Genomic DNA, 25,528 nt, shown 5'->3' on the forward strand with positions numbered 1-25,528 from the left:
ATGTGTGGCCCTTTTAACGAGCCCGGTGTGGTTGGCACCTTTGCGGCCCTGCTGCTCATTGCAGACCAGTTCAACTTAAGAAAAATAGGTAATCTCATCTTGCTGGTGGCGGGTGTCCTGTCCTTTTCCCTGGCCTTCTTCATCCTTTGCGCCGGCTATGTGGTGTTCTGTGCGATTACGGAAAAGAGGAAAGACCTGCTGGCTATGATCATGGTTGGGTTGTTCCTGCTGGTGTACCTGTTGCCCTATCTGCGGTCGGTCAACCCGGTAGTTGATGAGCTGGCCGCTCGTTTCGAGATTTCCGGCAAAGGTCTGGCGGGCGATAACCGGACCAACAGGGCTTATGATGCCTTTTTTGCCGTGTATATGCAGACGGAAGAGCGGTGGTTGGGCCTGGGCACCGGGGTAAACGATAGGTTTGGGGCTACTTTATCCTACAAAGATTTGATTATTGACTACGGACTTGTAGGCTTTGCTTGTCTAATGCTGGGGTTGCTGCTATTACCCATGGCCGGTAAATGGGGGGAGCGCAAATGCATCTATTTTGTCCTGCTGTTCTTGATCTCTATCTACCAACGCCCCAACGTTATGACGCTGAGTTATCTGGCGCTTCTGTTCGGGGGCGTAGAATACATTTTCGCCCGGAGCATGGAGATGTCTGATGCAGAGGCTTCGGTGCCCCTTTGGCTATCTGAGCAACCTGCTGGCCTGCCTTTCTCAGGTTTAAAGGAGTAGCAGGCATATTGGCGAGGTGGACGAGCATGAGGTTAAAAGTTATGCACTTGATTTCCGCCATGAATCAGGGCGGTGCACAGCACATCGTTCTGGACTACCTCAGACATCTGAAAGATGACCCTGCGGTGGAGTTAAAGCTGTTTGTGCTGGGGTATAAAGGGGATTCTATCTATGATCGGAGCTTGGTCAATGAGCATTTACCTGTGGAATATCTCAACAGCACCGGCTCCCGCTTACGCAATCCCCTGCTGCGGGTCTTGCAGAACTGGATCAGGCAGCTAAAAGCCGTCAACCGGGCAATCAGGATGTACCAACCGGACATTATTCACACCCATATCACCATTATTTTAAAACACGCTCTGCTGCCCACGGTGCTCAATCACGTGCCGCTCCGTTTCAACACTTTGCACAGCGACCCTGTTGTCTATCGAGGCCTGAACCTGCTACTGGTTAAATACTGCCTCCGTCTGGGAGGTTTCGTCCCGGTGTGTATCACGGAGGAGCAGGCGGAGAAGGCAAAAAAACGTTATGGTATCCGCAGCTATGAGCTGCTCCGCAATGGTGTAGATATTGAGGCCTTGCAGCGTGCCCGCATTTCCCGGGACGAAGCCCGGGAGCGCCTGCAGCTGCCCCGGGATGCCTTTGTGCTGGGCAGCGTGGGCCGGCTCGATAAAATTAAAAATTACGATTTTCTTCTGAATGTGTTTGCCGGTGTGCTTACCCAAAAGGAGAACGCGCTGCTGGTGCTGGCAGGTGACGGTGAGGAACGGGCCGCTCTGGAACAGCAGGCACAGGTGCTGAACATTGCCCACCGGGTGCTCTTTCTGGGTAACCGGGAGGATGTGGCGGTTGTCTACTGTGCGCTGGATGTATTTGTTTTGCCCTCCCGCCATGAGTCCTGCTCCCTGGTAACTCTGGAAGCCCAGACTGTGGGGACTCGTTGTGTAGTCTCTGCGGGTATCCCGGCTGAGACCGCCGCCACCCCCCTGGTCCGGCGTCTGGCTGAGCATGCCTCTATGGAAGACTGGGTGGCCGCTATCTTGGATGATGGCTATGCGGGGAAGGTTGTTTGCCCCCTGTCGGTATACGATGTGCGGGAGACCACGGTTAGGCTGAAGGCAATGTATTTAAGGTATTGGAGCAATCGTGACCATGGCTAAATATTTTATCATCACCATCGACACAGAGGGCGATAACCAGTGGGACCTGTCCAGGGGCATCTCCACAGAGAACGCCCGGTATCTGCCCCGTTTCCAGGATCTATGCGAGAAGTATAGCTTTAAGCCTGTGTGGCTGACTAACTATGAGATGGCCAAGGACGCTTTTTATGTGGAATATATGAGGGACTGTCTGGTCCGCGGAGTTTGCGAGGTGGGTATGCATTTGCACGCCTGGTACAGCCCGCCGGAGTATTCTCTGCCCAGAGTCAATCAGGAACGGGCTTATTTGATTGAGTATCCCCCGGAGATTATGGAGGCGAAGGTCAAATTCATGACAGAGCTGCTGGAGGATACCTTTCAGAGGCAGATGGTCTCCCATCGCAGCGGCCGCTGGGCTTTGAATGAAACCTACCTGGCTCTGTTACATAAATATGGCTACCAGGTGGACTGCTCAGTTACCCCTCATGTGAGCTGGGCCGGCAAACCGGGTTGTACTGGAATTCCGGGGAGTGATTACCGAGCCGCGCCTGAACGGCCCTATTATATCTATACCGACCTGCTGGAGGTCCCGGTTTCCATTCGTAAAATAAGATGCTTTCAGCTAAAGCGCGTCCTTTCCCTGCGTGATTTTCTGCGGGAGTGTCGAGACTACATTAAGGGCAAGGAGCAGTGGTTGCGCCCGGATAAATTTCTTTCGGAAAAGGGTATGTTGCGCTTAGTCGAGATTATCTGCAAAGAGGATACGGATTACTTGATGTTTATGATGCATTCCTCGGAGCTGATGCCTGGAGGCAGCAACACTTTTACTACCAAGCAGCGTGTGGAGGAGCTATTTGTCTGTATGGAGCGGTTGTTCTCTTATATAGGACAAAACTATCAGGGCGTGACGTTAAAGCAATACCGTGAGCTTACCGCAGCTCGGGAAGGAACACGGAAGAATTGTGAAAAGACCGGCAATTAACTCGCCCCGCCAGCTGGTGCGAAGGGTAATGGTCAGCGATTTCTGGTCTACGCTTATCCGGAATACCTTCACCAGCCTCTGGGGGACCGGCGGCGCTAACGTTATTAACCTAATAACTCTTCTGATCATGGTGAATATGCTGGGTAACACCAATTATGGCCTATTCGTGCTGGCTCAGCAGTATATGGTTATTGTGGACAGCCTGGTTAACTTTCAGTCCTGGCAGGGTGTGATCAAGTTCGGCAGCGAAGCTGTGGTGGACAAAAACGACAGTCGCCTGGCCTCCATCATCAAATACGGCTTCACCATTGACATTGTCAGCGCTGCTGCCGGTTTGGCCGTGTCCTTAATGGCCATACCTATCGTGGGCAGGCTTCTGCAGTGGGATGCCGGTCTGCTCTTTCTGGCTGTAATCTTTTCCCTGGAGATTGTGGTCCACCTCGGCGGCACCCCCACCGGTGTGCTCCGATTGTTTAATAAGTTTAACCTGGTAGCCATCCATGCCGTTGCCCTGGCCTTCGTACGCCTGGCGGCGGTTGCCATTTATGCTCTGTTTGCAGAGGTTAACCTGAAAAGCTTTGTCATTCTTTACGTCTGCGTGGATTTGGTCAAGCACATTGCTCTGCTCGCCATCGCCGCCCATATCGTGTCTCAACGTGTGGGCCTGCGGAAGGTGGCTAAAAGTAAATTGGGCTACGCGGGGGCGGGCTTTCTTCGTTATACTTTGTGGTCCAACATTGGCTCTACCGCAGATATTCCGATTAAATATTTTGATGTGTTCATCATATCCAAGATTTCCGTAGAGCTGGTAGCTATCTATAAGGTGTTTAAGCAGATTATTCAGGTGTTCTCTATGCTTACTACTCCCATAGCCCAGGCGATTATGCCCCAGCTGGCCGAGCTGATCGCCCGTAAGGAGGATGTCCGAGCCTATCAAGTAGTGCTGAAGCTTCGGAATTTCATTCTGACGGTCCTGCTCCCGATAACGGTGCTGTGCAGCATCGTGGCAGAACCTTGCTTCCGGGTTATTCTGGGGCCGGAATACGCTGAGCAAGTCGTGATGTTTATCGTTCTACTGTTGATCAATGATTTTGCCCTGTCTTATGTGGCGCTTCATCCCTTTTTTGCAGCGCTGGGTAAGGTGAGAGAGGATTTCTTCATCATTCTGGGCACGAATATCGTTTATCTGGTGGTAGCCTTTCTGTTGGTGGGTATCCTGGGTATCTACGGCATAATTCTCGGTACCGCGCTGCAGTACGTGCTTACTATTTATTCTAAAACTTACCTGATTAATAGGAGTCTGAGCCGGCTAATCTAAAATTGCCCATTTAGAAGGGTTTGAGTAATGTGTTGTTTATGTTATATAATTAATCAGCGCCTACTAACTAAATGAGGATGTAGCCGGAGAGAGATGGTGTGCGAGGTGCGGTTTGATGAGTCAAGCTTTTGATGATACTATATATTTATTTGCATGTGGAGCAAGAGGTTACGAGCCTGTGCTAACCCATGATATAGACGTTGTAAAAATATTCAACCTGGCTGTCTCTCAAGGTATTTGGCAAACTACCTTTATGGCGATAAAGAACCTCTATAAGCAAGGCCGGCTTGCCATCGACGAAAAAACGTTTGTTCAATGGAATAATGAGGTTGCAGTTAATTTAATTCACGTTACACAAAAGAATAGGGCAGTTAGCAGGGCCATGCAAGCGTTGGAACAAAATGGTATTCAATGTTGTCTGCTAAAGGGTGAAATTCTGGCAACTTTATACTATCATCCAATTAGCAGGGTATCCAATGATACTGATTTATTAATAGAAAAGAAATTAATCAAGAAGGCTGTGCATATTTTAAAACAATGCGGTTTTGAGGTTATACCCGAGGAGAAACCTTCTTATCATGTTTGTTGTAATCACCCTCAGGCCGGACTAATTGAATTGCATCATCGTTTATACGACGAGATTTTTGAAGATGTCTGGTTTGATAAAATGAGTTTAAATAGGGAGGCCTACAGACAATTAAAAACCAGTCAGGGTAATTACATAACCACCCTTGGTATAAACGACGGGTTGATTTTTGTTACACTCCATTTAATCAAACATTTTTTATACGAAGGTGTGGGCATAAGACAATTAATGGATGTTCTGCTCTATATGAGTTATTATAAAGATGAAATTGATTGGGGTAGGTATGATAATTTACTCGCTTATTTGAAATATGATAAATTCATACGTAACGCGATTGGTATTGGGGTGAAGTATCTCGGTTTTGCTGAAGCTGAGCTGCCCCAGAGCCAGTACGATAATGTGATAATGCAAAAAATTCTTCTTGATATGGAAAATGGGGGGTTGTATGGCAAAAATGAAGTCGAACGCAAAGAATTTTATAAAGTATATACTGAAGAACGATTTAAAAGATTTAAGCAAGGTAGTTATAAAAATTACATGTATGAGCGGATGAAACCACAAGTGTTCAAAGCGTTGTTCCCTGCTCGAGGGAGGTTGTTAATAAATTACCCCTATGCGAGAAATAATCAGCTGCTGTTATTGGTTGCCTGGTTGCATCGGCTATTGAACTTTTTTTGGGGCCTATTTAACAAGGAAAAAGCAATTAAAGAGTATATTGGCTATCAAAGTCCGGTCTTAAGCAACGAGGTAATTAAAAAACGCATGGATATCATCAGGGAGTTAGATATGGTTTAACTAACCAATTACTATTAAAGCATATTTGCTGGTAAGAGGGGGCCTGATTTTTGGAGCAGCAGAGACTAAATGCCGGGTTCAGCAATACAAAAGTTAGAGAAATCAGCCTTGGGGAAATGTTGTCCGGGTTGTTTAAGTGGTGGTGGGTGACTGCCCTTTGTATTGTTTTAGTTGCCCTGGCGGCATATTCTATTACTATTTATACCTATGTTCCGGTATATACTTCGTCAGCTAGCCTGGTTATTATGGCTAATGAGTATGTGGACGAGCAGGATGAGAGATTTATCAATGATATTGAGTTGTCGTCAAAACTGGTTAACACCTATACCACCATATTGACCAGTAACAGGGTAATGGAGTTAGTCGCCCAAGAACTTGATCTGAATGTGCCGGCTGCTGTAATCAGATCATATGTTACTGTCGAGCCGGTGGTCGGTAGTGAGGTGCTTAACGTAATTGTTGACCATCCTGACCCTGAACTCGCGGCTAAAATTTGCAATGCCATTATGAAAGTAGCGCCTAATGCTATTTCCGAAACGGTTTTAGTTGGTTCAGTCAATGTTCTGGACGAAGCTAAAGTTCCCGAATTGCCTAATCCACCGGCTGTTTTTCGTAATACCGGGGCTGGTGCAATACTTGGCCTGATGCTTGGCCTGGTTATTGTTTTTCTCCTTTTGTTTTTTGATAATACCATTAAAAGCGGTGATGATGTTAAACATAAACTTGGGCTCACTTTGTTGGGCAGCATCCCGTATCATAGACACCGAACGAGGAAACGCCAGGGAGCTTTACTTGTCACCTCTGCCGACGCGGGGTTTGGGTTTGTTGAAGCTTACAAGGCTGCGGGTACGAACCTTAGATTTGCTTCTGCGGCAGCCAAAGCCAAAAAACTGCTGGTGACCAGCACCCTGGCAGGGGAAGGAAAGTCCACTGTATCGGTGAATTTAGCCATTACCATTGCCCAGACCGGCAAGTCGGTTCTATTGCTGGACTGCGACCTGCGCAAATCCAATGTTCACAGGTTGTTGAAACTAGGTACTGTCGAGGGTAAGGGTATAGCTTCTGTTTTAACAGGGGATGCCGAACCTGAGGAATGTATTGTTTATGTACAAGAAAAGGATATTTATGTTATGCCTAATACCTCTGTTGTGACCAACCCTTCCGAACTGCTGGGTTCAGAAAAAATGGCTGCCCTGTTGGCCATGTTGGAAAAGAAATTCGATTACATTATTTTAGATACGCCGCCTTCATATTTGCTTACGGATGCTGTAACCTTATCGGTGTATACCGACGGGGTAATTCTAGTGGTTAAACAGGGTTATGCCAAACTGGATATGATTAATTTAACCAAAGCTGCTATTGAAAATGCCGGGGTTCGGATTATTGGCTGTATCCTTAACGGTTTACAGTACAACCGGGTCGGTACGTTTAATAATTACCGGTATGATGAACGGTTCTTGGGTAAGTATTACAAAGAATATGCCGTGAAGAATAGAAGGGGTGCCGACAAGAAAGAAGTCGCTGTGGCAAGTGACAATGATTAAGCTGTGGATGCCCGGATAGCGGCACCACACACTTTTTCTACCGCCAGGCATACATCTTCCATATCTTGCTCTGTAAGGGTTGGATGAATTAGAAACATCAGTGCAGTTTCGCCCAACTCTTTTGCTGTTTTGAGTCGCTCCGGCGGGCACAGACCGGCTCTGGCAAAGGCCTTTTCCAGGTAGATTTCACTGCAGCTGCCGCTAAGGCAGGGGATACCTTCCGCGTTTATCGCGGCCATGATGCGGTTTCTGTCCCAACCATCTTTTAAGCACTCCGGCCGGATAAAAACGTAATATTTGTAATAGGCATGTTCTATAGTTACAGGCGGGATAGTTACTCTTAAAGCAGGAATGCCGGAAAAGCGCCGGTTAAGCTGGGCCGCATTACTCCGCCGCTGCTTAAGCCAGGCGGGTAGTTTGCTAAGAGCAACGCGTCCAATGGCAGCCTGCATTTCGGTTAACCGCCAGTTAGTGCCGAAGGATTCATGCAACCAGCGAAAGCCGGGCGGGTGTTGGCGGTGGAAAACCGCCTCATAACTTTTACCGTGATCTTTAAAGCTCCAGGCTTTCTCCCAAATATCCCGGTTGTTGGTGGTTAGCATGCCACCTTCCCCGCCGGTGGTCATAATTTTGTCCTGGCAAAAAGAAAAAGCGGCTGCATCTCCCATCGACCCTACCGGGCGTCCTTTGTAAGTGGCACCGTGAGCCTGTGCGCAATCTTCAATAACGAATAACCCGTGCTCTTGAGCTAAAGCTAAAATTGGGTCCATGTCACAAGGCCACCCGGCCAGGTGCACTGCAATAATCGCTCTGGTCCTGGGGGTGAGGGCGGCCGCAACCGTTTGGGCGGTGATGTTCTGACTCACCGGGTCCACGTCGGCCATCAGAGGTAGAGCACCGCGCATCACCGCGCAGCTGGCCGAGGCTATGAAGGTTCGGCTGGTGACAATAACTTCATCCCCGGGGCCGATCCCCAGGGCATATAAGGCCAGTTCCAGGGCTAAGGTGCCGTTGGCCAGGGCAATGGCGTACCGGCAGCCGGCAAACCGGGCGAATTCCTCTTCAAACCGCCGCCCCTCCTGGCCGGTCCAGTAGTTCACCAGGCCGGATTTTAACACGGCAGAAGCGGCTGCAATTTCATCTTCAGCAAAGTAAGGCCAGGAAGGGAAAGGTTTAGTGCGCACAGGTTCTCCCCCGTTATAGGCCAGCTTGGACATGTCATCAATTCCTCCACATAGATCATTTTTATAACAGATATATGCGGAATTATAGCTAGTCGTTACTGGGGCGCCATGCACCAAATGTGGTGGCCCGGCATAGTATGAATCCGGGAGGTGGCCCGCGATGCTTAAAATTACTGAGCTTAGCCGCAAGGATATTATTAATATCAAAAACGGCGCCAAATTGGGTGCGGTGAGGGATGTACATGTTGACCTGGCCGATGGTAAGGTGCGGGCTATTGTTTTGGAAGGCCCGAAGAGATATTTCCGGCTGCTGGGCGCCGGCGGGGATATTATAATACCGTGGGAAAAGATTAAAACAATCGGTGTGGATGCGGTACTGGTGGAGCTGGATTAACGGCAGCTGCCGTTTATTAATTTGGCAGGGGATATAAAAAAGGAGCTCACATATGTGAACTCCTTTTTTGGTGGGCCATTAGGGACTCGAACCCTAAACCTGACGATTAAGAGTCGCCTGCTCTACCAATTGAGCTAATGACCCCTGCTGCCATATTAGTATACCATAACCTTTTAAAAATGCAAAATAGAATTTTTTTATTACTTTGGTTTAATTAGTGTTTATGTATAACTATGTCGTTACTTTGTTGACAGTAATTTCTACCCTTGTTAGAATAAACATGGTTTTTGTCATAGCGGGGAATGCTAATGTAGCTTATTATGTAACGATTGTTCCGGACTGCATGTTGCTAATGCAGCCACAAAGGAGGTATTTTTTTTGGCTAAGCGTCTTTTTACTTCTGAGTCGGTTACCGAGGGGCACCCGGATAAGATAGCTGATCAGATTTCCGATGCTATTTTGGATGAAATAATCGGGCTGGACCCCTTTGCTCGGGTCGCTTGTGAAACCTTTGTGACCACCGGCCTGGTGCTGGTAGGTGGGGAAATTACCACTAAGTGTTATGTGGACATTCCCCATGTAGTCCGGGAAACGGTGCGTGATATTGGTTACACTCGTGCTAAGTATGGGTTTGATTGCGATACCTGTGCAGTACTTACTTCTATCGACGAACAGTCTCCGGATATTGCCTTGGGAGTGGATAATGCTTTGGAGGCACGTTCCGGTGAATATATGGATAAAAACCTTGAGGCTATCGGCGCCGGTGACCAGGGGATGATGTTTGGTTACGCTACCAATGAAACGCCGGAATTAATGCCTCTACCCATTTCTATGGCACACAGCATGGCCCGCCGGCTGTCTGTGGTTCGTAAGAACGGGGAATTAGCTTACCTGCGGCCGGATGGGAAAGTGCAGGTGACAGTGGAATATAAGGATGGCCGCCCTGAGCGGTTGGATACTATTATTGTCTCTACTCAGCATTCCCCCCGGGTGGAATTGGAGGTTATCCGGAAGGATGTTATTGAACAAGTGGTTAAACCCATGGTGCCCGAGGGTATGATTGATGCGGGTACCCGCTTTTTGATTAACCCCACCGGGCGTTTTGTGGTGGGCGGGCCTCAGGGAGACACCGGGCTCACGGGTCGCAAGATTATTGTGGATACCTATGGCGGCATGGCCCGGCATGGCGGCGGTGCTTTTTCGGGCAAGGATCCCACCAAGGTTGATCGTTCGGCTAGTTATGCCGTGCGTTATGTGGCGAAAAATATTGTGGCTGCCGGTCTTGCGGACAGGTGCGAGGTTCAGGTGGCTTACGCTATTGGGGTGGCTCGCCCGGTGTCGGTGATGGTGCATACCTTTGGCACCGGCAAGGTGGATGAGGAGAAGTTAATGCAGGTGGTGCTGGAGGTGTTTGACCTCCGGCCGGCAGCCATTATCAGGGATCTGGATCTGCGCCGGCCAATTTATAAAAAAACCGCGGCATACGGCCATTTTGGCCGCAGTGATGTGGCTCTGCCCTGGGAATTAACCGATAAGGCAGTCATATTACGCCAGGCCTTTAACTTGTAGCAGTTTGTACTATAACGTTTTTACGGTAAGCTACGCCATGGGGGAGATGTCAAATTATATACACTGAATAATTGGCGTTAATAACGAGCCGGCGGGGCAGAGCCCCGCCCAACATTTTCATCATGTTGACACCAAGCTGGCCGGAACATGTAAGGGTGGGGCTCTGCTCAACCCGAAGGAACTGTTGTACAGCGTACCGGATGGCTCGCGTGCAACATTTTTTTATGCGTTTGACCATTTGCCAACCCTGGTGGAAACGTTCCTCGGTTAACCGCTGTGCACCATTTTGCATATGGTGGTGTATAGAAACGATGGGGGGCGGCTTTATGATCGCGGTGTATGTTGTAGCTGGATTGTTTCTGGTCTGGCTGGTGGCGGTGTTGTTCAGAGTAAGGCAAATGGCGCCGGCCCACCGGGCAGCAGGAAGGCAACGCGGCGGTGAGGTGTGTGATGTGGCTGGAGCCGTTGCTGGTGCTGGCTGCTGCTCCGGTGGTGGCGCCAGCTGTGTAGCGCGGCCGCGAAGCTTGGCGGTGCTGTTGCAGGATCAAGCGGATGGGGTGGAATTCCTGGTCAACAGACTGGCAGCGAACTTGTGTTGCTGTCCGGGGCAGCGGGTGGCCCTGGTTGACGGAGGATCCGCGGATGCCACCGGATTAATTTTGGAGCGCCTGGCCAGACGGTATAACATGGAGTTTTACCAGTTGACCGGGGATGAACCGGTGGTTGTCCAGGAGTCGGTGCGCCTGCTGGATTTGCGTGGCATTCCCGGCCAGGATTTGCGACGCTGTGATTTGTCTCTGGATGCTTAAGGGAAGCCATGGAGACGGTTTGAGCATTTAACGTGGACATTCCTCGAAGAGGTGTTTTCCCATTCTGCAATGTAGTGGTGGGGCTCTGCCCCACCTGGTGGGATCGTACCCGTGGCGTATAGTGGGCATGGCGAATTGAGCGATAGTACTTTGTAGTATTAAAATACTTTGGCGGGATAATATGCCTGATAATACGGAGGTATTCAAGTTTGTTTTGTCGAATTCATTTTTGACCGGATGATCAAATGCTTAGAAACGGGTGAAATGTTTGCGCAAAGTTAGGCGACTACCATTTACTGTGTATACTTGTCTGGTGATTGGGCTGGGAGTTGGGCTGCTCTGGTACACTTTCCCCCTGCTGAACCTGGATTTAGGGCGGGAGTTGCTGGTTATGCTGGCCTTTGGCGTGCTGGCTGAATGGCTGGCCGTAGTTACCCCCCAGGGGCAGTTGACCGGTGGCTTTGCTGTTATGCTGGCCACTTATTTGATTTACGGGCCTGTGCCTGCGGCATGGGTAAATACTTTGGCCGCGCTGTTGGGGCAGGGGGTGGTCAACCGCGGTAATCCATTGCGTACTACGCTGTTTAAGGCCGCTCAGTATGTCCCCGTGGTACTGGGGGCTAATTTTATTTATGTGCTGGTGGGAGGGACAACTGATGAGAAGTTGGCCTGGAGCAATGCGTGGCCACTGGTACTGTTTATCGGTGTATATTACTTTTTAAACCAGTTGTTTGTGTATACATATAAATTACTCAGGCGGGATGAGAATCTTTTGCTGCACCGGCCCGACATGCTGGGAGGGGAAGGTCTAAACTATCTGGTGGCGGTTCCTCTGGGCTTATTCATGGCCTGGTTATATATGTATATCAGCATCTATAGCGCTCTGCTGCTATTTATTCCCATGCTGGCGGTGCAGTTTGTTTTGCAATTTTATTTGCACCTGCAGCTGGCAAACCGGGAATTGCGCTTGGTTTACGAGGCGGCCAGGCGGCTTGGGGGTAGTTTGAACTTAACGGAATTGTTTGATATCTACCTGCGGGAGACGCGGGAGCTGGTTAATTTTGGTGACGGAGTGATTTACCTCTGGTCTGAGGAACAAAAGTGCTTTGTGGCTGAAACAGCTCTGGGCAATCACGCTGAGCTGCTCAAGGATTCAACAGTGCAGCGGGGCGAGGGTTTTTTGGGCAGGGTTGCCGAGGGCGGGGATGCGCACCTGGTGGACGATACCAGGGAGGATGAGCGTACCTCGGGTGATATGGGGCTGATCCAGCTGTACCGTTCGCTGCTGGTAATACCTTTGGTAGCTGAGACCGAGGTGGTCGGGCTGATGGTGTTGGGTGACAAGCGGTCCGGTGTATTTGAGGAAGAACATGTGCGGCTGCTGACCATCCTGGGCGGGTTCTTTGCCATGGCCTTCGCCAATGTACGCTTGGGCCGGCGGCTGGACCAGGCGGTGATTACCGACGAGCTTACCGGACTGTACAATTACCGGTATTTTCGTCATCGAGCCCTGGGCGATCTGGAACAAGCCCGCCGGTTAAATGAGCATATCTCACTGGTGATGTTAAATATCGAAAATTTTAAGCAGGTGAATAACCGGTACGGCCAGCTGGCGGGGGATATGGTGCTTGCCGGTGTAGCTAATGTAATTTGCGGGCAGGTACGGGACTGTGATCTGGCGGCCCGTTACGGCGGGGATGAATTTGCTGTGCTGTTGCCGCAAACAGGTCCCACGGAGGCTAAGCACGTTGCGGACAGGTTGCGTCTGGCTGTGCGAGAGTGCGTTTATGAGGCCGGTGATAGCCGTATTCTGGTGCGGGTTACCACAGGCCTGGCTACTTTCCCGGATGACGCGGCCGATCTAGATGCTCTCTTCAAGATTGCTTTAAAGGAGCTGGAGGGGGAGCCCCAGGCTAAGTAGAATATTACCGGGTGGTCATTTTTTGATGTAAATGCACTGTATGGATGGTGATACAGGTGTGGCGGGAGTTGCTGCAGGCGGTTATCGAATTGCTTTACCCATCGCGGATGCAATGCCCTTTATGCGGTGCGTACCGCCCGGACGAATCATTGTGCCCGGACTGTCGGCAACTGCTGGCGGGCTATACCGGGGAAAGGGTTTGTTCTCTGTGCGGGGCTTTTCTGGGCTCTACGGGGGCAGGTGGCCGGGGTAAACTCATCTGCCCGACTTGCCGGTCTGAGAACCGCTCCTTTGACTTAGCCCGCGCGTCAGCCCCTTATGAAGGACCGGTGCGGGAGGCGGTGCTCCGGCTAAAATACCGGGGTAGGAAGCCGCTGGCCCGCCCGCTGGGTCAGGTGATGGCGGCAACGGCGCGGCGTGAAAAAGCTTTTGCCCGGGCAGAGGCATTGGTGCCGGTGCCTCTGCACCCGCAACGTGAACGCGAGCGGGGCTACAACCAGTCTGTGCTACTGGCGAGTGTAGTAGGGGAAGCGCTGCAGCTGCCTGTGCTGGAACAGGTAGTAGTTAAGGTAATAGAAACACCTTCTCAGACCGCACTGACAGGCCGGCTAAGGCGGCAAAATCTGCAGCAGGCTTTTGCAGTTGTTCATCCCGGGCTTGTCAATGGGAAAAATATTCTTATTATTGACGATGTTTTTACCACGGGCAGTACTATTTCCAGTTTATCCCACTTATTGCGACAATCCGGGGCAGTAGGTGTTATGGCGCTGACCTTCGCTGGAACGCGGCAAAACGAGAAATAGTGACATGATTTTAAGTAGCTGTATTTATATTGTGACAAGCTTCCCTTTTTATTTTAAGATAATCACAGCTGCAAACCCTTGAATTATTTGTTATTAACAGACTTATCCACATTATCCACAGGTTTCGGGACAAAAACAGGTTTCAACATAGTAATGATTTGACACGTTGCGACACGGGTTATAGCTTTAGCTTGACATTCGTGGTAAGTGTTGACAGGCATTAGGTGATGTGGTACAGTAGTTTTACGTGAGTTTTTAACACGTGATTATTTTTTAGGAGGAATGTTTTAGTGTTAGGTAAGGTCAAGTGGTTTAATAAAGATAAGGGTTACGGCTTTATAGAGCGGGATGACGGCGGCGACGTTTTCGTACACTTCTCGGCAATCCAAGAGGATGGCTTTAAAACCCTGTTGGAAGGCCAGGAAGTGGAATTCGATATAGTTGAGGGTGCTCGTGGTCCACAAGCTGCTAATGTGGTTAAATTATAGTACACCAGGCCTCGGCTATAGCCGGGGCTTTTATTGTTATTGAGCATAAGTTGAGACTAGCTTTCGGGCTAATATTAAATATATTCACTTGTTAGAAAATTTTGCAGGAATTATTACAATTTTCGGGAATAATATTAGATACTACTCGCTCGAAAGGAGTTGGGAGTTATGAAGGTTTTAGTTAGAGGTAGAAATATTGAGGTAACAGGTGCCCTGAATGATTACGTTGAAAAACGGGTGGGTAAACTGGGTAAGTTTCTGGATGGCGCCAATGAGGCAACCGTGGTTTTAACCGTGGAGGGTGTTTCGCGCAATGAAGGTGCATCGCATCGTGTTGAGGTAACTATACCGTTTAACGGTATGATCCTGCGCGGCGAGGAAGCCACCGGTGATATGTATTCTTCCATTGACCTGGTTGTGGAGAAACTGGAAAAGCAAATTGAGAAATACAAGGGAAAACTGTCTCGCCGCCGGGCTGCCGCTGATAGCAAGGTTAATGCTGAGCCACGGGTTCATGAAAATGAGGATTATGAAGGTATCCAACTGGCCAAAACCAAGCGTTTTGCTTTTAGGCCTATGCATGTGGATGAAGCGGTCATGCAGATGAACCTGCTGGGCCATAGCTTTTTCGTTTTCGCTAATGCCGAAACCGAGCAGGTTAACGTAGTATACAAGCGTAAGGACGGAAAGTATGGCCTGATTGAGCCGGATTTTTAAAGACGTTTGCATTCGAAAATTTTATACTCTTTGCTTGGAAATGCCCGCCTTGTTCTTATAAGGCGGGCTTGTTTTAGCAAGGGTTGCAGCCAATTGTCTAAAGTAGTAATATTATAGTGTATATTTATGGGAGCCATATGGTTCCCTTGCTTATTTTTTGGAAAGGTGATAACTTATGTTAAATTTTTTACGCAATTGGTTAGATGATAATTCAAGGGAAATAAAACGATTGCAAAAAATTGTTAACCAAATAAATGAACTTGAAACTCAAATGAGCGTGCTATCCGATGCGCAGCTGCAGGCCAAGACCCCTGAGTTCAAAGAACGACTGGGCCAGGGTGCGACGCTGGATGACCTTCTACCTGAGGCCTTTGCCGTGGCGCGGGAGGCATCCAAGCGGGTGCTGGGTATGCGCCATTTTGATGTACAGCTACTGGGCGGGATGGTTCTGCACAAAGGCAAGATTGCCGAGATGCGCACAGGTGAAGGTAAAACGCTGGTAGCTACGCTGCCGGTGTACTTAAATGCCCTGCTGGGCAAGGGTGTACATGTGGTCACGGTGAACGATTACCTGGCCAGACGGGATAGCGAGTGGATGGGCCGCCTATATAAATTCCTGGGTTTGTCCGTTGGCTTGATTGTGCACGGCCTCAGCTGGGATGAACGCAAACATTCATATAACTGCGATGTTACTTACGGCACTAACAATGAGTTTGGCTTTGATTACCTGCGAGACAATATGGCACTGCAGGCGGATCAGCTGGTGCAACGGCAGTTGCATTATGCCATTGTGGACGAGGTGGACAGCATCCTCATTGACGAGGCCCGCACCCCGCTGATTATCTCCGGCCAGGCGGATAAAGCCACCGACCTTTATTTTACCTTTGCCAAGCTGGTGCCGCGGCTGCACCCTGATACCGACTATACCGTGGATGAAAAGGCGCATACCGTGGTGCTCACCGAGGAGGGGGTGGCCAGGGTTGAGCAGATGCTGGGGGTGGAGAATCTTTATGATGATGTGCACATGGAGCTTACCCATCACCTGAACCAGGCCTTGAAGGCCCATGCCCTGATGAAGCGGGACCGGGATTACGTGGTCAAGGACGGTGAAGTGATCATCGTTGATGAGTTCACCGGCCGCCTGATGTTCGGGCGCCGTTATAGCGATGGATTGCACCAGGCCATAGAGGCCAAGGAGGGTGTGCGGGTGGAGCGGGAGTCCCAGACTCTGGCAACCATCACCTTCCAGAACTATTTCCGTATGTACGAGAAGCTGGCCGGGATGACGGGTACGGCGGAGACAGAGCAGGAGGAATTTCGTAAAATTTACAACCTGGACGTGGTAGTGATTCCCACCAATAAGCCGATGGCTCGCCGGGAACTGCCTGATGTGGTGTATAAAACTGAACAGTCTAAATTTAAAGCTGTGGTTGAAGAGATTGCCCAAAAGCATGCTACCGGGCAGCCGGTGCTGGTGGGTACCATATCCATTGAAAAGTCCGAGGTTTTACACGAATTGCTACGCCGCCGGGGGATACCCCATCAGGTGCTGAACGCCAAATTCCATGAAAAGGAAGCAGAAATTGTCGCCCAGGCCGGCCGGCTGGGGGCGGTGACCATAGCTACCAACATGGCGGGGCGTGGTACTGATATCGTGCTGGGGGGCAATCCCGAGTTTTTAGCCCAGGCAGAGTTGCGTACCCACAGTGCTTATGATCCCGAAGACCCCATTGCGACGGGGAAGTTATACCAGCAGCTGCTGGCCAAATATGAGCAGCAGTGTGCAGAGGAGCACCGCCGGGTGGTGGAGCTGGGCGGCTTGCATATTATCGGCACCGAGCGTCATGAGAGCCGCCGGATTGACAACCAGCTGCGGGGCCGCTCGGGACGCCAGGGAGACCCCGGGTCCAGCCAATTCTTTAGTTCCCTGGAGGACGATTTGATGCGGCTGTTTGGTTCTGATAATATTGCCGGTATAATGGATAAACTGGGGTTAGAAGAGGATGTGCCCATTGAGCACGGCCTGGTCACCCGCTCTATAGAAAGTGCCCAGAAACGGGTGGAGAATCGCAATTTTGACACCCGCAAGCATGTGCTGGAATATGATGATGTTATGAACCAGCAGCGCGAGGTGATTTACCGGCAGCGTATGCAGGTGCTGCTGGGCGAGGATCTCAAAGATGTGGTGCTGCAGATGATTACCGATACGGTAAGCGCCGCGGTGGAGGTTTACGCGCCAAATGGGGTAATTCCCGAAGAGTGGGATTTGGAGGGCTTATTGACCAATGCCGACCAGGTTTTCCTGCCCGAGCACGAACTGCAGGTGGAGGACCTGGAGGATATAGGACGTGAGGCGCTGAGAGACCTGCTGCTGGAAAAAGCGCTGGCCGCTTATGAAGCTCGAGAGGCCGAGCTGGGTGCGGAATTACTGCGGGAGCTGGAACGGATGGTGCTGCTGCGCATGGTTGACGAAAAGTGGATGGACCACCTGGACGCCATGGATCAGCTGCGAGAGGGCATTGGACTGCGAGCTTATGGCCAGAAAAACCCCCTGGTGGAGTATAAATTCGAGAGCTACCAGATGTTCCAAAACATGATCGATGCTATCCGGGAAGATGTGGTGCGCTACGTCTTCCGGGTGAATGTGGTTCAGGCTCCCCAGCAGCAGCGCCAGACGATCGAGAACAAGTACCAGGACGAAGCAGTACCGGTACCCGTGCGCCGCGAGGTTAAAGTTGGCCGCAATGACCCTTGTCCCTGCGGTAGTGGCAAGAAGTATAAAAAGTGCTGCGGCAAAGTAAGTTGAGGGAGGGAAAACTTTGTTTATTGAATTGCGCAGAGAAATAGAACCTCTGAAAAAACGCCTGTCGGATTTGAGGGTTTCTCTTTGACATAACCGGAAAGGAACAAACCATAGCCGAGCTGGAAAATGAAATGACCTGTGAGGGGTTTTGGGAAGAGCAGAACCGGGTCCAGGAGGTGACTCAGACAGTCACTCATTTAAAGGAACGTATCGCTGCTTACAATGAGCTGGAAGCAGCCCTGGAGGACGTGGAGGTATTGCTCGACCTGGGGGAAGAGGAAGACGAGGAAGCCCTGGTGGAGGAGGCCGCTGATGCGCTGGCTGATTTGAGGCGGCGGGTGGCCGACCTGGAGATGCAGGTAATGCTTAACGGGCCACACGATGACAGCAATGCTATTGTAGCATTGCATGCCGGAGCGGGTGGTACGGAGGCCCAGGACTGGGTGGAAATGCTGTTGCGCATGTTTACCCGCTGGGCGGAAAACCATGGTTTTAAGGTTAGTATTCTGGATATTCTACCTGCTGACGAGGCAGGTATCAAAAGCGTCACCTTTGCGGTAACAGGACCCAATGCCTATGGTTACCTGAAGTCCGAAAAAGGGGTGCACCGACTGGTGCGCATTTCCCCCTTTGACGCGGCCGGGCGGCGGCATACCTCTTTTGCTTCGGTGGAGGTGCTTCCCGAGGTGAAGGATGATGTGGAGGTGCAGATTGCCCCCGAGGACCTGCGCATAGATACCTATCGATCCGGGGGGGCCGGCGGGCAGCATGTGAACAAGACGGATTCGGCGGTGCGCATTACCCATATCCCTACAGGCATTGTAGTGCAATGTCAGAATGAGCGATCCCAGATCTCCAATCGCAACACCGCCATGAAGGTGCTTACAGCCAAACTGATGGACCTGGAAAATCAGAAAAAGGAAGCTGAACTGTCCCAGATGCGCGGAGAGAACAAGGAAATCGCCTGGGGCAGCCAGATTCGCTCCTACGTGTTCCATCCCTACTCGCTGGTCAAGGACCACCGAACCGGGGTGGAGATTGGCAACGTGGACGCGGTGATGGATGGTAATCTGGACGAGTTTATCACCGCCTACCTGCAGGAGCAGGCTCGCAACGGGTAAGGTAATTACTGGCTGTTAATAATATTGCATAGAACAACTCCCACTGCCTTTTGAGGCACCGGGAGTTGTTTTTACTTTAGGAAACTATGCTTGCCATATTTATGGCAAGCGCTAAGGTTTAAAGTATTGAAAAGCGCGCTGTTTATAGAAAAAACGTTTCTTACTTGTACACGTTCGATATCTGCAGATGCTCGGTTTCAATTTCGGACAGGGCGCGGAAAACCTCTTTGACCCTGGGATGACGGGCGGCGGAGGCGGATTCCAGGTAGTATTTAATGGCCCGGTGTTCCCGCAGGTGGGCTTCCTCGAATTTTTCCTTGTCGTTGTCCGGGCAGCTTTCCTCGGTGAAGGCGGGCATTTCTTCACCCATCATGCGGGCAAGTACTTCGGCGTGCTCCATTTCCTGCTTGGCCAAGCGCTTGAAAATTGCCTGGTTGAAGATGTTGCCGGCTTTGTTAACACAGCATTTGTAAAAGGTCCAGTTGCTTATTTCAAACCCAAGGGCGGTACGGCATTTTTCCAGGTCTCCCTGGTCAAGGTCCAACTTGTCGTAGTCGATCCATTCTGCAGCATGGACCATTTGACGGCCGGCCGCTCCGCAGAAGGGACACCGGTCAGGTACCTGCTCTCCAAGGTATACTTCTCCACACACCTGACAGCGCATGGGTTTCATCATTTTCTATCACCTCAAGGTTATTTTTGGCCAGAACACCAAAGGGTATGCATTTCTTTCCCCTTTTATCGACAGCAGGGCAGGATCTTTTCAAATAAACAAGAATATTATGGATGATGTTGCGGAGATAAGCCACTGATAAGTCCGGTTTGGACGGAATATGATCAAGTGGCTGGGAAAAGATAACCTTATATCGGGCCAACTGCGGGGAGATTTTAATGTCTTGGAAAATACTGACTAGATTTTTTTGGGTTACGGTGGGCGTGGCAATTACGGCACTTGGCCTGGATATGTTCCTGGTGCCCAATAAAATTGCCGCCGGCGGCACCAGCGGTGTGGCCACCATATTGCATTATTTGCTCCATACCCCGGTGGGTATGACCATGCTGGCGCTTGATGTGCCGTTGTATGCCATGGGTATTTACAGGCTGGGGTGGGCTTTCGGGCTGCGCTCCTTGTATGGCTCGGTTGCTCTGGCGGTATTGGTGGACGTTTTTAGCCTGTTTGTTCCGGTGCCCACACAGGATCCCCTTTTAGCCAGCCTGTTCGGGGGTGTGCTGGTGGGCCTGGGGCTGGGCTTGGTTTTCCTCTTTCGGGGGACCACCGGGGGTACCGACTTGGCCGCAGCAATTTTGCGCACTTATACGGATATCAATATCGGCCAGTTGCTTTTTTTACTGGACGGTGTAGTGGTAGTAGCGGCAGGGGTGGTTTTCCAGTCCTGGGAGCTTTCCTTATATGCGTTAATCAGTATCTTTGTAGCAACCAGGGTGATTGATACTGTCCAGGAAGGTATCAGCTACACCAAGGCCTTTTTTATTATTTCCGACCACACGGAAATTATTGCCGATAAGATTTTGCATGATTTGGACCGGGGCGCCACAGCCCTGAAAGGGCGGGGGCTGTATACAGGCAACGAACGGGAGGTGATCTTGAGCGTGGTCAACCGTTCAGAGGTTAGCCGGCTGAAGGATATTGTCTACCAGGTTGATCCCCGGGCGTTTATCATAGTAGCCGATATGCGGGAGGTGCTCGGGGAAGGTTTTAAGGGGTATGGCCATGAAAAGTAGAAATTGATCGGAGGTTTACGTTGATGAGTGGACAAGCGGAAAAACTGGCTAAACTACAGGCTCGGGCCCGGCAGATCAGGCGTGATATTGTGGCTATGGTGGGAGCGGCTGCTTCCGGCCACCCGGGCGGGTCACTGTCGGCAGCCGACATTGTAACTGCGCTGTATTTCGAGGTGATGCGCATCGACCCTCAAAATCCAGCCTGGCCGGAGCGGGATCGTTTTGTGTTATCCAAGGGCCACGCTGCGCCGGTGCTCTACGCCGCCCTGGCCGAGCGTGGTTATTTCCCGGTGGAGCAGCTAACCACGCTGCGTAAAATGGGCAGCCCGCTTCAGGGACACCCGGATATGCGTAAGGTGCCTGGGGTGGAGATGACCACCGGGTCGCTGGGGCAGGGGTTGTCCGCGGCCAATGGCATGGCCCTGGCCGGCAAGCTGGATGGCAAGGATTACCGGGTGTTCGTGATGCTTGGGGACGGTGAATCGGAGGAAGGGCAGGTCTGGGAGGCCGCCATGGCTGCGGCCCACTATAAGCTGGACAACGTCATCGCCTTTTTAGATTACAATGGCCTGCAGATCGACGGTCGCTGTGATGTGGTGATGTCCTATGAGCCTTTGGCTGATAAATGGCGTGCCTTTGGCTGGGCGGTGCAGGAAATCGACGGGCATGATTTTGAGCAAATTTTGTCGGCGATTGAACAGGCCAAGGCAATCCGGGGCAAGCCTAGCATAATTATCGCTAGGACCATCAAGGGCAAAGGCGTTTCCTTTATGGAAAACGAGGCGAGCTGGCACGGCACGGCGCCCAAACCTGAGCAGGTGGAAAAGGCGCTGGCTGAGCTTTAGGCGATAGCCTGCAGAGCTTGGACAACGTTATTGTTCAATAGGAGGTTTGCATAAATGACCAAGAAGATAGCTACCCGGGATGCATACGGCGCCACGCTGGTGGAACTGGGGGGGAAAAACCCCGCCGTGGTAGTGCTGGATGCGGATTTGTCCAAGTCCACCAAAACCTATGATTTCGGTCAAAAGTTTCCCAGCCGGTTTTTTAATATGGGAATTGCCGAGCAAAATCTGATGGGTACCGCTGCAGGTCTGGCCGCAGCAGGGAAAATTGTATTTGCCAGTACCTTTGCCGTCTTTGGCACCGGGCGGGTGTACGACCAGATAAGGAACAGCATTGCTTACCCGCAGCTTAACGTAAAAATTGGGGCAACTCATGCCGGTCTTACGGTGGGTGAGGACGGTGCCTCCCACCAGATGCTGGAGGATATTGCGCTGATGCGCTGTCTGCCAAATATGACTGTATTCGTGCCCGCCGACAGCGTGGAAACCAGGGCGGCTGTGCTTGCTGCAGCGGAGATGGACGGGCCGGTGTATATCAGAATGGGACGTTCCGAGGTACCGGTGCTGCATGACGAAGCCAGCTTTAAATTTGTGCCCGGTAAGGCCGTTACCCTCAGGGAGGGCAAAGACGCGGCTATCGTAGCTTGCGGTATTATGGTAAACGTCGCGCTGGAAGCGGCGGAAACCTTGGCCGGACAGGGCGTGGATGTGCTGGTGCTGGATATGCATACCATAAAGCCGCTTGACGTAGAGGCGTTGGTGGCAGCAGCCCGGGCTGCGGGCGCCGTAGTCACCGCTGAGGAGCACAGCATCAATGGCGGCCTGGGCAGTGCCGTGGCCGAAGTACTGGTAGAGAATTACCCGGTACCTATGCGCCGGGTAGGCGTGCGGGATACCTTCGGTGAATCCGGCAAACCCCAGGCTTTGCTGGAGAAATATGGCCTGACGGCCGGCGATTTGGTCAGTGCGGTGCAAGAGGTGCTACAGCGCAAGTTTAAATAGTGATCAGGTACAGGCAATACCGGTTGTGCGCTAAGACACTAATATGTGCTAACAAAAAATACCCTGCGGGGTATTTTTGTTTTCCTTTTGTTGCAGGATTTGCTTATCTGCTGTCGAAATGCCAAATTGTTAAAGGAATTATTATTACACCTGTCGAAGTAATTTACATAATCACCGAAGTTTAGCAGATGAGGTACAACATGATTCAATTATACAACGTTTCTAAAACATATCAGAACAAGGTGCAAGCCCTTAATGGAATAACCTTGCACATTAATAAAGGTGAATTTGTTTTTTTAGTAGGACCCAGCGGGGCAGGTAAGTCTACCCTGACAAAATTAATTTGTCGGGAGGAACTGCCCACCCACGGGCAGGTTATCGTAAATGGCAGAAGCCTGCCCCGAATGAAGAACCGGCAGGTGCCTTACCTGCGCCGGAAGATGGGTATGGTGTACCAGGATTTCCGGCTGATACCTAATAAAACAGTTTTTGAAAACGTAGCCTTTGCTTTGGAAATAATTGGTGCCTCGCGCAGTGAGATAAGGCAGGCAGTGCCGGAGGCGCTGCGCATGGTGGGTATGGAAAAGAAGCTCAACATGCGTCCGTACCAGCTTTCCGGGGGCGAGCAACAGCGTACTGCCGTGGCCCGGGCTATTGTGAACAACCCGGCGTTGATTCTAGCGGATGAACCGACGGGCAATCTCGATCCTGATACTTCATGGGAACTGATGAAGCTTTTTATGGACATCAATAGCCTGGGTACTACGATACTAATGGCCACCCATGCCTGGGATATAGTTGATGAGATGAAAAAGAGGGTGGTACAGCTGGAAAATGGTGTTATTGTCCGGGACGAAGAAGGCGGGGTTTACGGTCATGATCATTAACACCATTTTCTATTATTTTCGTGAGGCAGCGACCTCCTTAATTCGCAACAGCTGGCTGACGGTTGCTTCGGTAGGCACGATTATTATCTCGCTGCTGATTCTGGGCAGCTCAGTGCTGCTGGTGTTGAATGTACGGGAGGTGGCGTCGGATTTAGAGTCCAGTTTGGAGATTACTGTGTTCCTGGATGATGGTTTGGAGCAGGAACGGTTGGAGCAATTGGAGGAAGAGATCAAATTCGTGCCCGGGGTGAGCTCGGTTAACTTTGTTACCAAAGAACAAGCCCTGGAAAACTTAAAAGAAAGTTTTGGGGATAAAGCTGAGCTGCTTAGCGGTCTGGAGAAGGATAATCCCCTGCCAAATTCCTATACGGTGAAAACCAGGGAGGCTAATATGGTGCCCAGTGCAGCCCGGCAGTTAACTGAACTGGAGGGTGTTGATCAGGTGCGCTATGGGCAGGGAGTGGTGGAAAACTTGCTGGCTTTAACTCACTGGGTTCGCATTTGGGGCACGCTGGCCCTGCTTGTACTGGGTGTAGCGGCGGTACTATTAATCGCTACTACCATTCGGATGTCGGTGTTTGCCCGGCGGCGGGAGATCGGGATTATGAAAATGCTGGGTGCGACTAATATTTTTGTGCGCATGCCCTTTATGTTAGAGGGGATGATTATCGGGCTGACGGGTGGTTTTGTTGCTGCAGTGATGATTCATTTTGGTTACGCGTCGCTGCTGAACAAGGTCATGATCTCCTTGCCTTTTATTCATTTAGTCGATGACTCAAATAGTATATACCAGGTGCTGGGTGCCTTGTTAGGTGCGGGTTTTTTAATCGGCACCCTGGGCAGTGCAATTTCATTGCGCCGGTTTTTAAAGGTTTAGCGTGGCTTAGCGGAGGGATGGCGCGCAGCATAATTATTTCTTTATCAAGCTGGTAATTAATTGGAATAGATAATGTGGGGAGGAGCTATAGTGCGTTCGGTGGGTAATTCTAGCTGGAAAACTAAGTTTATTGCGTTAACACTGGGTACTGTTATGGTTCTGGGGTGTGGGACGGCGTACGGTGCCAGCCTGCAGGAATTGCTGCAGCAAACCAGGCAGAAAATTAGTCAGATAAAACAGCAGCAGGAGGACAAACAGGAGCAAATCAAGGATTTTACCAGTGAGGCGGCTGTGCTGGACCAGCAGATTGCGCAGAAGAACCGGGAAATTAGTGGTTTGCGGGCTCAGCTGGATGTTGCGATGGCCAAGCTGGCACGAAATGAAAGAGAAATAGCCGTGGCTGAAGAGGAACTACAGAAAAGCACTGATGAATTGCACAAACGTGTGCGGGGTATGTATATAAACGGTAATGTGCAGTATATTGAGGTGTTGCTGGCGTCCAGCAGCTTCGGCGAGTTTTTGAACCGCTATGAGATGCTTAAACGGGTGGTAGACCGCGATGTGGGCATTGTCAAAGAGGTGGAGGCGCGCAAACAGGAATTGGAAAATATGCGCCAGGCGCTGGCTAAGCAGAAGGAAAATATTGCTGCTTTAATGCGGCAGCAGGAGGCGGCCCGCCAGGAGCTGGCCTCCAGGAGCGCCCAGAAAAAGCAAGTAGTCGCCCAGGCTAAGCAGGATATGACTAAATACCAGGCTGAAATAGACCGGCTGGAACGGCAGGAGGAGGATATTATCCGGCGCATATCTATGCAAAGCATGAGCAGCGGCCAGCCTGTGGCCACCGGTGCTTATTGTTGGCCGTTGCCGGGGCATACGTCTATTTCGTCACCGTTTGGTTACCGGACGCACCCCATCTTAAAAACTTCGCGGCTGCACAGCGGCATTGATATTCCTGCTCCCACAGGAACAACAGTACTGGCAACTCAGGGCGGGCGGGTGATTAATACCAGCTATATGAGCGGTTATGGTAACGTGGTCATGATTGATCACGGCGGCGGAGTCGTTTCGCTGTATGCACATTTATCTGCCCATTTGGTGGGCAATGGCGCGGTAGTTGCCAAGGGACAGGCCATTGCCCGGGTGGGCAGCACTGGTATGTCCACCGGGCCTCACCTGCATTTTGAAATGAGGGTCAACGGTTCGGCCGTTAACCCTAGAAATTATGTGTAAAACGCCTGCGAGGGCGGCTGACTTAACCAGGGACAG

Annotated in this window: 23 protein-coding genes and 1 tRNA gene; 21 read left to right on the plus strand and 3 right to left on the minus strand. The window is 50.8% G+C overall.

Going from position 1 to position 25,528, the window contains the following annotated elements; genetic code table 11:
* The 6 genes from SPSYN_RS04135 to SPSYN_RS04160 all read left to right on the plus strand — a co-directional run bounded on the left by SPSYN_RS04135 (position 1) and on the right by SPSYN_RS04160 (position 7,099).
* Positions 1-735 (plus strand): hypothetical protein, encoded by a 735-nt coding sequence (locus SPSYN_RS04135; RefSeq protein ID WP_161821228.1) that lies wholly within the window; start codon positions 1-3, stop codon positions 733-735.
* 26 nt (positions 736-761) lie between these two features.
* Positions 762-1,895, plus strand: coding sequence for a glycosyltransferase (locus tag SPSYN_RS04140; protein ID WP_161821229.1), 1,134 nt, complete (start codon positions 762-764; stop codon positions 1,893-1,895).
* Positions 1,888-2,856 (plus strand): polysaccharide deacetylase family protein, encoded by a 969-nt coding sequence (locus tag SPSYN_RS04145; protein ID WP_161821230.1) that lies wholly within the window; start codon positions 1,888-1,890, stop codon positions 2,854-2,856. The genes SPSYN_RS04140 and SPSYN_RS04145 overlap by 8 nt, the downstream gene beginning before the upstream one ends.
* Positions 2,837-4,174 carry a lipopolysaccharide biosynthesis protein gene (locus SPSYN_RS04150; RefSeq protein ID WP_161821231.1) on the plus strand — a complete coding sequence of 446 codons (1,338 nt, stop codon included), beginning with the start codon at positions 2,837-2,839 and terminating at the stop codon, positions 4,172-4,174. Before SPSYN_RS04145 ends, SPSYN_RS04150 begins: the two co-directional genes overlap by 20 nt.
* Positions 4,175-4,289: 115 nt before the next feature.
* A complete protein-coding gene (locus SPSYN_RS04155) occupies positions 4,290-5,555 on the plus strand; it encodes a nucleotidyltransferase domain-containing protein (RefSeq protein WP_161821232.1) in 1,266 nt (421 codons plus the stop codon).
* Positions 5,556-5,605: 50 nt separating this feature from the next.
* The gene (locus tag SPSYN_RS04160; RefSeq protein WP_161821233.1) at positions 5,606-7,099 is read left to right on the plus strand and encodes a tyrosine-protein kinase domain-containing protein; all 1,494 of its coding nucleotides are present in this window, start codon (positions 5,606-5,608) and stop codon (positions 7,097-7,099) included.
* Here the strand turns inward: SPSYN_RS04160 and SPSYN_RS04165 are convergent.
* A complete protein-coding gene (locus SPSYN_RS04165; RefSeq protein ID WP_161821234.1) occupies positions 7,096-8,316 on the minus strand; it encodes a DegT/DnrJ/EryC1/StrS family aminotransferase in 1,221 nt (406 codons plus the stop codon). The two genes, SPSYN_RS04160 and SPSYN_RS04165, sit on opposite strands and share 4 nt — an antisense overlap.
* 127 nt (positions 8,317-8,443) lie before the next feature.
* On the opposite strand from SPSYN_RS04165, the gene SPSYN_RS04170 reads away from it, so the two are divergent.
* Positions 8,444-8,677 (plus strand): YlmC/YmxH family sporulation protein, encoded by a 234-nt coding sequence (locus SPSYN_RS04170; protein WP_161821235.1) that lies wholly within the window; start codon positions 8,444-8,446, stop codon positions 8,675-8,677.
* Positions 8,678-8,745: 68 nt separating this feature from the next.
* On the opposite strand, the gene SPSYN_RS04175 is transcribed toward SPSYN_RS04170, so the two are convergent.
* Positions 8,746-8,821: transfer RNA gene (locus SPSYN_RS04175), tRNA-Lys, on the minus strand.
* A 234-nt stretch (positions 8,822-9,055) separates the two neighbouring features.
* Between SPSYN_RS04175 and metK the strand changes: the two genes are divergently transcribed.
* From metK to prfB, 8 genes are all read left to right on the plus strand, one after another.
* Positions 9,056-10,246 (plus strand): methionine adenosyltransferase, encoded by a 1,191-nt coding sequence (gene metK / locus SPSYN_RS04180; RefSeq protein ID WP_161821236.1) that lies wholly within the window; start codon positions 9,056-9,058, stop codon positions 10,244-10,246.
* Positions 10,247-10,572: 326 nt separating this feature from the next.
* Positions 10,573-11,055 (plus strand): hypothetical protein, encoded by a 483-nt coding sequence (locus tag SPSYN_RS04185; protein WP_161821237.1) that lies wholly within the window; start codon positions 10,573-10,575, stop codon positions 11,053-11,055.
* Positions 11,056-11,323: 268 nt separating this feature from the next.
* Entirely contained in the window at positions 11,324-12,976 is a 1,653-nt protein-coding gene (locus SPSYN_RS04190) for a GGDEF domain-containing protein (RefSeq protein ID WP_161821238.1), read from the plus strand.
* A gap of 56 nt (positions 12,977-13,032) precedes the next feature.
* Positions 13,033-13,779, plus strand: coding sequence for a ComF family protein (locus SPSYN_RS04195; RefSeq protein WP_161821239.1), 747 nt, complete (start codon positions 13,033-13,035; stop codon positions 13,777-13,779).
* Positions 13,780-14,069: 290 nt separating this feature from the next.
* Positions 14,070-14,267, plus strand: coding sequence for a cold shock domain-containing protein (locus tag SPSYN_RS04200; protein WP_161821240.1), 198 nt, complete (start codon positions 14,070-14,072; stop codon positions 14,265-14,267).
* A 168-nt stretch (positions 14,268-14,435) separates the two neighbouring features.
* On the plus strand, positions 14,436-14,984 hold the full coding sequence (gene hpf / locus SPSYN_RS04205; protein WP_161821241.1) for a ribosome hibernation-promoting factor, HPF/YfiA family: 549 nt from the start codon (positions 14,436-14,438) through the stop codon (positions 14,982-14,984).
* A gap of 175 nt (positions 14,985-15,159) precedes the next feature.
* Complete coding sequence (secA, locus tag SPSYN_RS04210) at positions 15,160-17,790, plus strand: preprotein translocase subunit SecA (RefSeq protein WP_161821242.1); 2,631 nt, start codon at positions 15,160-15,162, stop codon at positions 17,788-17,790.
* Positions 17,791-17,803: 13 nt separating this feature from the next.
* Positions 17,804-18,908 (plus strand): peptide chain release factor 2 gene (gene prfB / locus SPSYN_RS04215; protein ID WP_243152902.1). Its coding sequence is split into 2 segments (ribosomal slippage): positions 17,804-17,860 and positions 17,862-18,908, totalling 1,104 coding nucleotides; the frame shifts between segments, so codons are not numbered across the junction.
* A gap of 160 nt (positions 18,909-19,068) precedes the next feature.
* Here prfB and SPSYN_RS04220 read toward each other — a convergent pair.
* Positions 19,069-19,584: a ferritin family protein gene (locus SPSYN_RS04220; protein WP_161821243.1), complete on the minus strand. Its 516-nt coding sequence runs from the start codon at positions 19,582-19,584 to the stop codon at positions 19,069-19,071.
* Between the two features lie 215 nt (positions 19,585-19,799).
* Here SPSYN_RS04220 and SPSYN_RS04225 point away from each other — a divergent pair, with 215 nt between their 5' ends.
* From SPSYN_RS04225 to SPSYN_RS04250, 6 genes are all read left to right on the plus strand, one after another.
* On the plus strand, positions 19,800-20,651 hold the full coding sequence (locus SPSYN_RS04225; protein WP_161821244.1) for a YitT family protein: 852 nt from the start codon (positions 19,800-19,802) through the stop codon (positions 20,649-20,651).
* A gap of 23 nt (positions 20,652-20,674) precedes the next feature.
* Entirely contained in the window at positions 20,675-21,496 is an 822-nt protein-coding gene (locus SPSYN_RS04230) for a transketolase (protein ID WP_161821245.1), read from the plus strand.
* Positions 21,497-21,550: 54 nt separating this feature from the next.
* Positions 21,551-22,498 (plus strand): transketolase family protein, encoded by a 948-nt coding sequence (locus SPSYN_RS04235; protein WP_161821246.1) that lies wholly within the window; start codon positions 21,551-21,553, stop codon positions 22,496-22,498.
* Between the two features lie 200 nt (positions 22,499-22,698).
* Positions 22,699-23,385 carry a cell division ATP-binding protein FtsE gene (gene ftsE / locus SPSYN_RS04240; RefSeq protein WP_161821247.1) on the plus strand — a complete coding sequence of 229 codons (687 nt, stop codon included), beginning with the start codon at positions 22,699-22,701 and terminating at the stop codon, positions 23,383-23,385.
* Positions 23,375-24,262, plus strand: coding sequence for a permease-like cell division protein FtsX (ftsX, locus tag SPSYN_RS04245; RefSeq protein WP_161821248.1), 888 nt, complete (start codon positions 23,375-23,377; stop codon positions 24,260-24,262). The genes ftsE and ftsX overlap by 11 nt, the downstream gene beginning before the upstream one ends.
* Before the next feature lie 90 nt (positions 24,263-24,352).
* The gene (locus tag SPSYN_RS04250) at positions 24,353-25,492 is read left to right on the plus strand and encodes a murein hydrolase activator EnvC family protein (RefSeq protein ID WP_161821249.1); all 1,140 of its coding nucleotides are present in this window, start codon (positions 24,353-24,355) and stop codon (positions 25,490-25,492) included.
* The last annotated feature ends 36 nt before the right edge of the window (positions 25,493-25,528 follow it).

This window comes from Sporotomaculum syntrophicum, from assembly GCF_009932395.1.
Taxonomy (GTDB): domain Bacteria; phylum Bacillota; class Desulfotomaculia; order Desulfotomaculales; family Desulfallaceae; genus Sporotomaculum; species Sporotomaculum syntrophicum.